We start from the raw sequence: 12,980 nt of genomic DNA on the forward strand, positions 1-12,980 counted from the left end.
GTGCTAGACAGATGGGCGCATCTCCGATCCTCAAGGCCTCCGCCATGCCTGCCGCCCTGCCGTCCGATCCGTCCTTCGACCTCGCCATCGTCGGCGCCGGCATCATCGGCCTCGGCCATGCACTGGCGGCAGCCCGGCGCGGCCTCAGGGTCGTCGTCATCGACCGCGATGCCCAGGCGAACGGCGCCTCGGTGCGCAATTTCGGCTTCATCACCGTGACCGGCCAGCAGGCGGGCGCCATGTGGCAGCGGGCACGCCGGGCGCGCGACGTGTGGGACGAGATCGTCGGCCCCGCCGGCATCCCCGTCATTCATCGCGGCACGGCACTCATCGCGCGCAGCGACGAGGCATTGGCCGTTGCGCGCGAGTTCGCCCAGGGCGAGATGGGCGAGGGCTGCGCGCTGCTGCCGCCGTCCGCCCTCGACGACAAGCTGCCGGTCGCCCGCCGCGACGGCGTCCGGGGCTTCCTCTGGAGTCCGCACGAGCTCCGCGTCGAGCCGCGCACGGCGGTGCCGGCGATCGCACGCTGGCTCGAGACGGCGCACGGCGTCACCTTCCTGCGCAATGCCGCGGTCCACGGGGTGGCGCCGCCGGCGATCGAGACCAGCCGCGGCACCGTGCGCGCTGCCCGCGCCGTCGTCTGCCCCGGCCCCGATCTCGTGACCTTGTTCCCGGAGACGATCGCTAAGTACCGACCGACGCTCTGCAAGCTGCACATGCTGCGCCTGGCGCCGCAGGGGCCGGGCTGGCGGCTCGGCGCCTCGGTCATGATGGACCTGAGCTTCGGCCGTTATCTGGGCTTCGACGGTTGCCCCAGTGTCGCGGCACTGCGTGCGCGGATCGCCGAGCGCGAGCCCGAGACGCTGGCGAACGGCATCCATCTGATCGTGGTCGAGAGCGCCGACGGCTCGCTCGTGGTCGGCGATTCGCACCACTACGCGGCAACGCCCGATCCGTTCGCGCCGACCCACGTCGACGAGCTGATCGTGCGCCATGCCCGGGAAACGCTGGCCCTAGCCTCCGATCAGGTGATCGAGCGCTGGACCGGCGTCTATCCGTCGGCGGACAACGACACGCCGGCCTTCTTCGACACGCCGGCGCCGGACGTGCGCGTCGCCATGGTGACCTGCGGCGCCGGCATGAGCACGGGCTTCGCCTTCGCCGAGGAAGTGATCGCCGATCTCTGCGGTTGAGCCCTTAGGGTTGAATACGGTGCGAGACCTCTTGGCGGCGGCCGGGCAGCGCGCTAGGGAATGAGCAGTCGTTCCCAAGCGGATCCGGCATGAATCTCCCATCATGAACCTCGACGACGCGTTCTTTCGCCTGCTGGTGGCGCTGCTGTGCGGCGGGCTCATCGGTTTCGAGCGGCAATGGCGCCAGAAGATGGCGGGCCTGCGCACCAACGTGCTGGTCTCGATCGGGGCGTCCGCCTTCGTGATGTTCGCCTATCGGCTGACGCCGATGGGCGACGCGACGCGCATGGCCGGCCAGGTCGTGACCGGCATCGGCTTCCTTGGCGCCGGCGTGATCATGCACGAGGGCATCACCGTCCACGGCCTCAACACGGCCGCGACCCTCTGGTGCTCGGCGGCCGTCGGCATGTTCGCCGGCGGCGGCATGATGGTCGAATCGGTGGTCTTCGCCGTGTTCGTCACCGTCACCAACCTGATCATGCGGCCGCTGGTCGGCGTCATCAACCGCTACACCGGCCCAGGCTGGGAGGTCGAGCAGCGCTACGTCATCAAGGTGGTGGCGGCCAAGGCGGACGAGGCGCGGCTCCGGGCCGGCCTGATCGATGCGCTGGGCCAGGGCCACCTGGGCCTGCAGCAGGTGAAGAGCACGGCACTCGATACGGGCGAGATCGAGATCGCGGCGACCGTGATCGCGCCGCACCGCGAGGATGCCAAGATGGAGGCGATCGTGAGCCGCGCCAGCCTCGAGCCCTCGGTCAGCGCCGCCAAATGGCAGGTGGCACCGAACGACCGTGGCCTATCGGATTAAGGGGGCCTGATTAGGGCTGCTCGCCGCGCGTCATGCGGCCCTCGATCATGTCGAGCACCGGCAGAAGGTCGGCGACGCTGTCGATCACGTAATGGGCACCGCCATGGGCAAGCTCGCGCGCGGCCGCGGCCCGGCGCCGGGCGAATTCCTCAGGCGGCAGGGCTGCGACCTCGGCCGCCGACAGGCCCAGGGCATTGCCGCTGACCGAGAGCCCGACCGTCCAGGTGCCAGCGTTCAGGCCCTCCTCGATGCCGGGCAGCGTGTCGTCGACCTTGACCACGGCGGCCGGCGACCAGATGCCGAGCTCGGCGAAGCAGCGATACATCATAAGCGGGCTCGGCCGGCCCTCCTTGAGGTCGCCGGCGCAAACCATGTTGTCCGGCACATAGCCGGCCGTGGCCGCGAGCGGCGCCAGCACGTCCATGATCGGCCGGTTGTAGCCGGTCGTGGAGCCGATCTTGAGCCCGCGCGCCCGGAGTGCTGCGACGGTCTCGATCGCCCCCGGAATGATGTCGGCGAATTGCGGTACGACCTCGACGTTCATGGGCGTGAACACTTCGTAGATCCGGTCGACATCGGCATCCGTGAAGTCGCGCCCATGCGCCTGGCGCCAGCGCTCGGCCACGGCGGGCTGCTGGCCGACCGCCTGGATATGATGCCATTTCGGCAGGCCCATCGGTGCTCTGGCTTCGGCGACCGAGATCTCGACGCCGAAGCGCTTGAACACCTCGACGAACACGCCCATCGGCGCCCGGCTGCCATAGTCGACGATCGTGCCGGCCCAGTCGAACACCACCGCCTCGATCTTGCCGCTGTAGGATCGCGCCATGGTCCGGCTCCTTTCGGGCCGAGGCGGCCCTTCGCGCCCGACCCATACCACATCCGCCATGCCGGCGGTATTCGCCGGATGCGCTCGGCTAGGCCCGCCGGGTTATCGCGCCGCGGAAGTTCTCCGGAATGGCGACAGCGCCGAACGCCATCACGGCGCGATCCGGCGCGGCCGGATCGACGCGGTAGCGGGTGTTGATCAGGTGGCAGAACAGGATGAGCTGGGACAGGCCCAAATTCGCGCCGATGCAGCCGCGCGGGGCCCAGCCGAACGGCACGTAGCCTGCTGCGGCCGCCTCGTCCGAGGCAAGCCAGCGGTCCGGATCGAAGCGCTCGGGATCCTGCCAGATCGTCGGGTCGTGATGAATGAGATAGGGGCTGAGCAGATAGGACTGGCCGAGATCGAGCACCGCCTCGCCGTACGAGAATTTCGTGCGGACCGGCCGCGTCATCAGCAGCGGCGGGCTCCACATCCGCAGGCATTCCTTGACGAAGCGGTAGGTCAGCGGCGCCGCCCGGCTGGGCGAGGCCCAGAGCTGCGCCAGCTCGACCGCCTGCAGTTCCTGGCCGATCCGCGCCGACCAATCGGGGCGCCGCAGCAGCTCGAACAGCAGGCAGGCGGCGACCGACCCAGGCGGGCCGGCGATCGCCGTCAGCACGGTGGTGACGGCGTCGACCGCCCGGTCGATGCCCAATGCCGGCAGCAGGTCGACGACGGCATCGGCCAGATCCGACTGCCGCGCCGCGCGCTTCATCGCCCGGGCGCGCAGCTCGCGGCGGATCGCCGAGCCGGCGACGATCTGGATCCAGGCTTCGCGCAGGCGGCCGGCGAGCGACTGGTCGGTCGGCTTGGCGGCAAGCAGCTTGACGAGCTTCATCCGCTGGTCGCGGAGCACCGCGCGGCGATCGGCGGGGCGAAGGCCGGCCGTGACGGTCGGAATGAGCGACTGAGAGAAGATTTCCTGCGCCGCCCAGGTCAGATCGATGGTCCGTCCAGACCGCTCGTCGATCAGGCGGGCCATCTCGTCGTAGAGCGCGGCGAGACCGTCGGCGCCGGCCAGGTGCCGCATCCGGCCAAGAAACGCGGCCCTCACGCTGTCCCAGGAAACCGGGGTTCCGGATCGGCGTCGCACAACGTCCGACAGCTTGTCCGGCAACATGCGGTTCGCGAAATTCTTGGCGTTTACTTCGACGACCGCCTGCGGATCGAACACCCCGAACTTGTCGGGCGCGACCCAGAACGTACGGCCCTCCGTGCCGATCCTCGCCCTTAGCTGCTCGATGATATGGGCTTCTTCCGCCATTCTTCCGCGATGACCTGGAGGGTCAGCGACGAGGCGGGCGTACTGGCCGCCCGCCCCGCCTTTGGCAATCAGAGGTTGGAGTATTGGTACCAGTGATAGGGCTCATCGGTCGTACGGACAGCCAGAGCAGCCTTGATCGCGCGATAGAGCTTCGTCATCTGTACCTCCCTATGGTGGTGCGAAAACTCGATCACAACCACGAGACTCGTCGCAACCATAAAATTTAAGAAAAATTACTTTTCTTGTATTGATTTAACACCCTTGCGTTGTATGGAGGTTCCGATACGTCGGCCCCGATGCATGAGGCGCTGAGGCCCAAGAGGAAGGAGCTCGCCATGCGCCCAAGGGGCCTGCCTTGTCCGGTGTAGTCGACGCCGCCAGCTTCGGGCTGGATCCGCTGGCGTATCTGGACACGCTGTTTCCGACTGCGAACAACGTGGCGTGGCTGCCGCGGCGACAGCTCTGCATCGCGGATGCCGGCTTGGGTCGGGATATTCTTGGCAACAAGCAAGGCCTCTATCGGGAGAGCGCCGACTTCTTCGATACCAAGGCGGGCACCTTCGGGCCGCGCGCGGCGCAGATCCAGGTCGGCAGCAAGGCGCGTTCGCTGCTCAAGGCGCATCTGAAGTCGATCCCGTCGACGCGCGAGCTCCTGGAGAGCGTTGCGGCACCGCGGAGCCTCTGGCCCGATGCCGGCAACGAGCTGGTCTATCGCCTGATGGCCGGCATGATCGCCGGTCCCGCCCGGTCCGAGCGATTCAGGGGCATCGTACGGGCGATCGTGGACCGGGCGGTCCTGGCCGGCGCCAAGGGCCGGCATTCGAAGCTCGGGCGTGCCTGGTTCCGGTACAGGCTGCTGCGCGCGTTCGAGCGTGAGAGAACGGAGGCGCGCGACCGGGCCGCCGACGAGGCGCAGGACATTTTCGACGTCGTCGTGACCTCGGCCCCGGCGGCGACGCCCACGGCCCAGTTGCTCGAGGTGTTCGTCTCGTTCGTCTTCGCGATCGTCGGTTCCGTCGGCTTCGCGCTCGGCTGGTCGGTCTATCTGCTCGGCCGGCATGGCGAACAAGGAACGCCGCCGGCGTGGATCGTGAGCGAGGCGTTGAGGCTGTTCCCGATCGCCTGGATGCTGGCGAAGCGTCCGGCGCACGCGCACCGGCTCGCCGGCGTTGCGGTGACGCCCGAGGACTGGGTCGTCGTCTCGCCCTACGCCATTCACCGCAATCCGCAATATTGGACGGATCCGAACCGGTTCCTGCCGGAGCGTTGGGCGGCGAACCAGGACTGGTTCGCCTGGCTGCCGTTCGGCGCAGGCCCGCACGGCTGCGTCGCGACCGCGCTTACCCTGCAGATCGTCGACGCCTTCCTGGCACCGCTGATGGCGGATTTCCGGTTCGCGGTGCACGCGACCGGCGACCGCCCGTTCATCGGCGCGGCACTGGCGCCGCCACCGTTTGCGCTCGAGTTGAGCCCGCGCTGAACCGTGCCCGACGCCGCGGCTTCAGCGCGGCGCGGCCTTGGTCGGAATGCGCGACAGGCCGATCAGCACGGCGAGCGTGGTCAGGATCAGCAGCATGGTGAGGGCGGCACCCTCGAACACGTCGCCGCGGTCGGTGAGCGCGAAAATATTGACCGGCAGTGTCACCCAGCCGGGCGGATAGATCATCACCGTGGCACCCAATTCACCCATCGACAGGGCGAAGCTTAAGGAGAACGCGGCGATCAAGTGCGGCATGAGCAGGGGCAGGGTCACGTGGCGCAGGCGGTAGAACGGCCGGGCGCCCAGGCTCTCCGCCACCTGCTCCAGGTCGGGCGAGAGGCGCGCCAAGCCCGCCGAGACATTGCCGTAGGTGAAGGCTGAGACCAGGATCAGGTGGGCCACGAACACGATCGTGCTGGTGCCGTTCAGCAGGATCGGCGGACGGCTGAACGCGACAAGCAATCCCAGGCCGACCGAGACCGACGGCACGGCGCTCGGCACGAAGAACAGCAGGTCGAGCAGGCGGCGCGGCACGCCCGAGAATTGGCGGAGCGCCAAGGCCGCCCAAGTACCGGTGAGCAAGGCGAGCGCGCTTGCGACGAAGCCGGTGACGATGCTGGTCCAAAGCGCCTCGCCCGAGGCACCGGTGACCGCCTCCAGGTAATGCTCGACCGTGGGCTGGCTCGGCAGCACGTCGTTCCATTGACCGGCAAAGCTTGCGGCCAGGATGACGGCGAGCGGCGCCACATAGACCATGCCGATGAGCGCCGCCGCGACGCCCCAGGCGAACCAGCGGCCGGACTTAGACCACACCAGCATTGCGGCCTCCGAAGCGGGCGATGGTCGTGCGGTAAAGCATGTAGAGCGACAGCGACAGCGCGACGTTAATGATGGCGATGACGCAGGCGGCGGTATAGTCGAACTCCTGGATCGCCTTGTCGTAGACCAGGAGCGGCAAGGTGATGACGCCCTTGGCGCCGATGAACAGCACGATGCCGAACTCGTTGACCGTCAAGAGCAGGCACAGGCTGCCGCCCGCGAGCAACGCCGGCAGTGCCGCCGGCAGGATGATCTCGCGGATGATGCGCGGCGCCCGGGCGCCGAGGCTGCTCGCCACTTCGATCTGCGCGATGTCGATGAGCGAGAAGGCGGCCAGGAGCGGGCGCAGCACGAAGGGCGTGTAGACCGTGACCTCGGCCAATATCACGCCCCAGGGCGAATAGAGGAAATCGACCGGCGGCGTCTCGAGGTGGAAGAGATCGATGAGCGCGCCGTTCACCACGCCGGCCGAGCCGTAGATGAAGGTGAAGGCGAGGGCGGCGAGGAAGGTCGGCAGTGCGATGAACGTGTCGATGGCGCGCGCCACCTCGCGCGCACCCGGGAACGGCACGAAGGCGATGACGAGTGCCACCGCGAAACCCAGGACGAGGCAGCCGGCGCTCGCTGCGACCGCGATCTCGACCGTGTGCCAGAGGGCGCCCAGGAACAGCTGCGAGCGGAACACTTCGGCGAAATGCGCGAAGGAGGCGGGGCCGGCGTCGCCGGTCAGCGCCTGGCTAGCGATGAGCGACAGGGGATAGAAGAACAGCCCGGCCAGTACCAGGAGCGGCGGCAGCACCCAGAGCCGGCCGGTGTCCATCGGACGGGCCGCCGCCTGGACTGTCTCAGCCATGGCCGACACCCGCCTCGTCGGCGATCAAGGTCGCATCGATCGCGGCGAAGCCCAGGTCGAGCGGCATGCCTGGGACCGGCGGCTCCCTGAGCGGCGGCGAGACGAGGCGCAGCGCGTTGCCCGCGCACTCGAGCGTGATCGCATGATGGTCGCCCTGCCATTGCACGGCGGTGACCGCGGCCTGGAGCCGGTTGCCGCCGTGATGGTCTTCGGCAGGTTTGAGGTGGTGCGGGCGGATGCACACCAGGCACTGGGATCCCGAGGCCAGGCTCGGATGGGCCGGCACCAGCCACTCGCTCGAGCAGAAGCGCACGCGCACCAGGTCATCGCCCATCGGTCCGGCGTCGGCCGGGCCCTCGATCCTGACCGGCAGCAGGTTGGCACGGCCCAGGAACTCGGCGGTGAACCGGTTGGGCGGCCGGCCGTAAAGCTCGGTCGACGGGCCGAAGGCCGAGAGCCGCCCGTCCTTCATGATGGCGATGCGGTCGGCGAGCGTCAGCGCTTCGCTCTGATCGTGCGTCACATAGAGCACGGTCAGGTTCGGCAGGTCGCGGTGCAGCTTCGCCAGCTCCTCGACCATCGAGCGGCGGATCTGCGCGTCGAGCGCCGACAAGGGCTCGTCCAGCAGCAGCACGCGCGGCTGGATGGCGAGTGCCCGCGCGATCGCAACGCGCTGCTGTTGCCCGCCCGAGAGCTCGCGCGGGAAGCGGCCGCGATAGCCGCTCATGCCGACGAGGCGCAAGCATTCCTCGACCCGCTCGGCGATGAGGGCGGCCGATGCCCTCTGGGCCTTGAGGCCGAAGGCGACATTGTCCTCGATCCGCATATGCGGGAAGAGCGCGTAGTTCTGCACGACCATGCCGATGCCGCGGGCATAGGGGGCCAGGTTCGTAACATCGGTCTCGCCGATCCGCACCCGGCCGGCGGCCGGCCGGACGAAGCCCGCGACCGCGCGCAACGCGGTGGTCTTGCCCGAGCCCGACGGCCCGATCAGCGCCATGATCTCGCCTTGCCGGACCTGCAGCGAGAAATTCTCGAGCACCACCGTGCCCTTGTAGGCGACGGTGACGCCCTCGAACGTGATGCCCTCGCCGCCGACCGCTCGGACGCCTGACGAGGGGGCCGTCGGCGAGGGGGATGACGCGGCCATGGCGCCGTTGCGGGATGCCTCGGTGTTCATGGCCGCGTCGCTCATGGTTTTAGCTGCCCGTGACCTGGTGCCACTTGGCGACGTCGGTCGGCAGGTCGGCCAGCACCTGCGCCCAGTCCGGCGTCCAGACCTCGACGCCTTCCAGCGTCTTGTGCAGGTTCTTGTAGGACTCGTCGGTCGGCGTCACGTCCTTGCGCACCGGCAGGCCTTGGGCGACCGAGGTCACCGTCGACTGCGCCTCCTTCGACAAGAGGAAGTCGATGAGCTTCTTGCCGGCGGCGGCGTTGGGCGCGCCCTTGACCAGGCCGACATAGTAGGGCAGCGCGAAGGTCGAGCGCTTGCCGTTCGGGCCGGTCGGGAAGAACACGCGGATGTTCGGGTTCTGCTTCATCTGCGCGATGTTCATCTGCAGGTCGCCGTTGGCGACATGCAGCTCGCCCTTGTTGACGAGCGCCGTCAGCTTGCCGGTCGACGCCGACGGGCCGACGTTGTTCTCCTGCAGCTTCTGCAGGAACTCGAAGCCCGCGTCCTTGCTGCCGAACGCGTGGAACACCTCGATCATGACGGCGGTGCCGTCGCCGGCCTGGCCGGGCGTCGAGTATTGGATCTTGCCCTTGAACTTCGGGTCCGTGAGGTCGGTGAAGAACACCGGCGGGTTCTTGAGGACCGCTTGGTTATAGATGAAGTTCATGTAGTTGTTCACGAGCGCCAGATAGAGGCCCTTCGGGTCCTTCTGCTCGGGCGCCACCTGGTCGGCACCGGCCGGCGTATAGGGCTGCAGCAGCCCGTCGGCCGCGGCCTTCTGGATGAACGGCGGCAGGGTGACCAGCACGTCGGCCTGCGGATTGGTCGCTTCCTTGGCGACGCGCTCGACGACGCCGCCCGAGCCGCCCTCGACATACTGCACCTTGACGCCGGTCGCCTTGGTGAAGGCGTCGAACTGGTTCTGGTACCAGTTCGGCGTGCCGTCATGCAGGCCGTCGGCGCTATAGATCGTCACGACGTCCGCGGCCCAGGCCGGCGCGGCAGCAAGAACCGCGAGCCCCAGCCCGACGGCGGCAAGCTTCTTGATCGACATGTTCGGTCCCTCCCAACAGCAGAGCCGGCACACTAGTCTTTCGATATGACCGTGGCGTGACAGCTTCGGCCTGATCTGGCCGCCGCCAATAATCGCAATTGGATAGGTAGGCGCGTTGTCGCAATCAGGAGCAGCCGAGCCCGGCGGCACCTCGTTGTAAACGATATCACACCGGCTGCTGCAGACCAGCCCGGCGGGCACGTCCGGCGAGTTGACGGCGCGGGCGGCGCTCCCCTATGGTCTCGGCCATGGCGATGACGATGAAATCGGCCGCGTTTTCCGCGCGAATTATCCGCCCGGCTCCTTGACCCGAGGGGCCGGGAACGTTCGTCTCGCGCCGGTGCCTTTGCCGGCTCGCGTAATTCTATTCTGGCCGTTCGACTAGGTGCTGCGCCCTCGAGCGCGACGAAGCGGGCGGCCCAAGCATCCGGATGATTATTGCTATGGCCGTCGATTACCGACCGACCGTCTTCCTGCCGCAGACCGATTTCCCGATGAAGGCCGAGCTGCCGAAGCGCGAGCCGGGCCTGCTCGAGCGCTGGGCCCGGACCGGGCTCTACGAGCGGATCCGCGCCAAGTCCAAGGGCCGCGAGAAATTCGTGCTGCACGACGGCCCGCCCTATGCCAACGGCAACCTGCACATGGGCCACGCGCTCAACAAGATCCTCAAGGACATCGTCGTGCGCAGCCAGCAGATGCTGGGCAAGGATTCGGTCTATGTCCCGGGCTGGGACTGCCATGGCCTGCCGATCGAATGGAAGATTGAGGAGAAATACCGGGCGGCCAAGCAGAACAAGGACGACGTGCCGATCGACCAGTTCCGCCGCGAATGCCGTGCGTTCGCCGAGCACTGGGTCGACGTGCAGCGCACCGAGTTCAAGCGCCTGGGCGTCATGGGCGACTGGGACAATCCCTACCTCACCATGGCCTATGCCGCCGAGGCGCAGATCGTGCGCGAGATCGGCAAGTTCCTGATGAACGGCGGGTTGTTCCAGGGGGCGAAGCCCGTGCTCTGGTCGGTCGTCGAGCAGACGGCCCTGGCCGAGGCCGAGGTCGAGTACCAGGACCATACCTCGCGCACGATCCATGTCCGCTTCAAGGTCGTGACGCCGTCGGTGCCGGCCTTGGCCGGCGCCTCGGTCGTGATCTGGACGACGACGCCGTGGACCATGCCGGGCAACCGGGCGGTGGCCTATGGCGCCGACTTCGACTATGCGGTCGTGCGCGTCGACGCGGTGGCGGACGGCAGCAAAGCCGGGGTCGGCGAGACGCTGGTGCTGGGCGCCGCCCTCGTCGAGCCGGTCGCGAAGGAAGTCGGCATCACCGGCTGGACCGTGCTCGCGACCTTGCCGGGCAGCGAGCTTGCCGGCACGCTCACGGCCCATCCGCTGCGCGGCCAGGGCTATGACTTCGACGTGCCGCTCCTGCCGGGCGGGTTCGTCACGACCGACGCCGGCACCGGCTTCGTCCATATCGCGCCGGGCCATGGCGAGGACGACTTCCTCCTGAGCCAGGCCCACGGCATCGGCGTGACGGAGACGGTTGCCGCCGACGGCAGCTACGTCGATCGTGTGCCGCTGTTCGCCGGCAAGCGCGTCTATACGCCCTACGGCAAGCCGGGCGACGCCAACCCGGCGGTGATCGAGGCGCTCGACGCCGCGGGCGGCCTGCTCGCGGCTGGCTCGCTCGTGCATTCCTATCCGCACTCCTGGCGGTCCAAGGCGCCGCTCATCTTCCGCACCACGCCGCAGTGGTTCATCTCGATGGAGACGAACGACCTGCGCCAGGTCGCCCTCCAGGCGATCTCGGACACGCGCTGGGTCCCGCCGCAGGGCGAGAACCGCATCCGCTCCATGATCGAGAGCCGGCCGGACTGGTGTATCTCGCGCCAGCGCGCCTGGGGCGTGCCGATCGCGATCTTCGTCGACAAGAAGACGCGCCAGCCGCTGCGCGACCAGCGCGTGGTCGACCGGATCGCCGCCGCGGTCGAGGACGAGGGGGCGGACGTCTGGTTCACGGCGCCGGCCGCGCGCTTCCTCGGCAACGACTACAATCCGGGCGACTACGAAAAGGTCACCGACATCGTCGACGTCTGGTTCGACTCGGGCTCGACCCATTCCTTCGTGCTGGAGCAGCGACCCGACCTCATGTGGCCGGCCTCGCTCTATCTCGAGGGCTCGGACCAGCATCGCGGCTGGTTCCATTCGTCCCTGCTCGAGAGCTGCGGCACGCGCGGCCGGGCGCCCTACGACGCGGTCCTGACCCATGGCTTCGTGCTCGACGAGCAGGGCCGCAAGATGTCGAAGTCCTTGGGCAACATCACCGCCCCCCAGGACGTGATCGAGGGCTCGGGCGCCGACATCCTCCGGCTCTGGGTCGTGGCGTCGGACTATTACGAGGATCTCCGGATCGGCAAGCAGATCCTGGGATATCAGGTCGACGTCTATCGGCGGCTCCGCAACACGCTGCGCTATCTCCTGGGTGCGCTCTCGGGCTTCTCGGCCGAGGAGCGGATCGACCCCGCGAAGATGCCGGAGCTCGAGCGCTGGGTGCTGCATCGCCTGAAAGAACTCGACATCGTCATGCGCGAGGCGACGGACGCCTTCGACTTCCATCGCATGTATGTCGAGCTGCACCAGTTCTGCTCGGTCGATCTCTCGGCGTTCTATTTCGACATCCGCAAGGACGCGCTCTATTGCGACCGGCCGGACGATCCGCGCCGCCGCGCCGTGCGCACGGTCATGGACCTGGTGTTCGACTGCCTGGCGAAATGGCTGGCGCCGATCCTGTGCTTCACGGCCGAGGAGGCCTGGCTCGCGCGCCATGGTTCAGCACCCGACACGAGCGTGCATCTCGAGGTCTTCCCGACCCTGCCGGACGCCTGGATCGCGCCGGACCTCGCTGAGCGCTGGTCGAGGATCCGCGACCTGCGCCGCGTCGTGACCGGCGCGATCGAGCTCGAACGCGCGGCAAAGCGCCTGGGCTCGAGCCTGCAGGCCTCCGTCACGCTGTTCGTCGACAGCGACGAGGTGCTGAGCGGTCTCGATCTCGCCGAGATCTGCATCGTGTCCGAGGCAACACTGAGCCTGGCGCCGGTACCCGACGGCGCCTTCACCATGGCCGACGTGCCCGGCATCGCGGTCACGGTCGGCCTGGCGCCGGGCGAGAAATGCCAGCGCTGCTGGCGGGTGCTGCCGGAAGTGACGACGGTCGCGGCGCACCCGGACCTGTGCCATCGCTGCGCCGACGCGGTCGATCATCACCACGCCTGACCGGCGTATTCGGGCGTTCCCCACCTCTCGCCCTGCCTCTCCGCCCCAATGGGGCGGAGAGGGGAAGAGCGTGCGATGCCAGCGGCTTGCGCCGAACGCGGAACCCTGCGGACATCATCATGCGGCGTGCGGCGCGGCGACAGCTTGCCGCGGCTGCGCAAGTCGCGTAAATAAACGCGTCCCTCAGGTTGGATC

10 protein-coding genes are annotated in these 12,980 nt (G+C 68.2%); 4 read left to right on the top strand and 6 right to left on the bottom strand.

Translation table 11 applies throughout. The annotated features are described in order from the left end of the window. Positions 1 to 11: 11 nt before the first annotated feature. Together IEY58_RS10985 and IEY58_RS10990 are read left to right on the top strand one after the other, a co-directional pair. Positions 12 to 1,193 (top strand): TIGR03364 family FAD-dependent oxidoreductase, encoded by a 1,182-nt coding sequence (locus IEY58_RS10985; protein ID WP_229743652.1) that lies wholly within the window; start codon positions 12 to 14, stop codon positions 1,191 to 1,193. Positions 1,194 to 1,296: 103 nt separating this feature from the next. Beyond that, positions 1,297 to 2,001, top strand: coding sequence for an MgtC/SapB family protein (locus IEY58_RS10990; RefSeq protein ID WP_189045593.1), 705 nt, complete (start codon positions 1,297 to 1,299; stop codon positions 1,999 to 2,001). A gap of 10 nt (positions 2,002 to 2,011) precedes the next feature. On the opposite strand, the gene phnX is transcribed toward IEY58_RS10990, so the two are convergent. Together phnX and IEY58_RS11000 are read right to left on the bottom strand one after the other, a co-directional pair. Then, positions 2,012 to 2,830: a phosphonoacetaldehyde hydrolase gene (gene phnX / locus IEY58_RS10995; protein WP_189045594.1), complete on the bottom strand. Its 819-nt coding sequence runs from the start codon at positions 2,828 to 2,830 to the stop codon at positions 2,012 to 2,014. Between the two features lie 88 nt (positions 2,831 to 2,918). Further along, a complete protein-coding gene (locus IEY58_RS11000) occupies positions 2,919 to 4,133 on the bottom strand; it encodes a cytochrome P450 (RefSeq protein WP_189045596.1) in 1,215 nt (404 codons plus the stop codon). Positions 4,134 to 4,488: 355 nt separating this feature from the next. Here IEY58_RS11000 and IEY58_RS11005 point away from each other — a divergent pair, with 355 nt between their 5' ends. Beyond that, positions 4,489 to 5,613, top strand: a complete 1,125-nt coding sequence (locus IEY58_RS11005) for a cytochrome P450 (RefSeq protein WP_189045598.1) — start codon at positions 4,489 to 4,491, stop codon at positions 5,611 to 5,613. Between the two features lie 21 nt (positions 5,614 to 5,634). Here IEY58_RS11005 and IEY58_RS11010 read toward each other — a convergent pair whose 3' ends face one another. The 4 genes from IEY58_RS11010 to IEY58_RS11025 are packed head-to-tail and all read right to left on the bottom strand — an operon-like array spanning position 5,635 to position 9,513. Then, complete coding sequence (locus IEY58_RS11010) at positions 5,635 to 6,432, bottom strand: ABC transporter permease subunit (protein WP_189045600.1); 798 nt, start codon at positions 6,430 to 6,432, stop codon at positions 5,635 to 5,637. Further along, on the bottom strand, positions 6,416 to 7,285 hold the full coding sequence (locus IEY58_RS11015) for a 2-aminoethylphosphonate ABC transporter permease subunit (RefSeq protein WP_189045602.1): 870 nt from the start codon (positions 7,283 to 7,285) through the stop codon (positions 6,416 to 6,418). The genes IEY58_RS11010 and IEY58_RS11015 overlap by 17 nt, the downstream gene beginning before the upstream one ends. Continuing rightward, complete coding sequence (locus IEY58_RS11020; RefSeq protein ID WP_229743653.1) at positions 7,278 to 8,480, bottom strand: ABC transporter ATP-binding protein; 1,203 nt, start codon at positions 8,478 to 8,480, stop codon at positions 7,278 to 7,280. Before IEY58_RS11020 ends, IEY58_RS11015 begins: the two co-directional genes overlap by 8 nt. Positions 8,481 to 8,484: 4 nt before the next feature. Next, the gene (locus IEY58_RS11025; protein ID WP_189045604.1) at positions 8,485 to 9,513 is read right to left on the bottom strand and encodes a 2-aminoethylphosphonate ABC transporter substrate-binding protein; all 1,029 of its coding nucleotides are present in this window, start codon (positions 9,511 to 9,513) and stop codon (positions 8,485 to 8,487) included. Positions 9,514 to 9,956: 443 nt separating this feature from the next. On the opposite strand from IEY58_RS11025, the gene ileS reads away from it, so the two are divergent. After that, complete coding sequence (ileS, locus tag IEY58_RS11030; protein ID WP_189045606.1) at positions 9,957 to 12,785, top strand: isoleucine--tRNA ligase; 2,829 nt, start codon at positions 9,957 to 9,959, stop codon at positions 12,783 to 12,785. Positions 12,786 to 12,980: the final 195 nt, after the last annotated feature.

It is taken from the genome of Aliidongia dinghuensis, from assembly GCF_014643535.1.
Classification (GTDB): domain Bacteria; phylum Pseudomonadota; class Alphaproteobacteria; order ATCC43930; family CGMCC-115725; genus Aliidongia; species Aliidongia dinghuensis.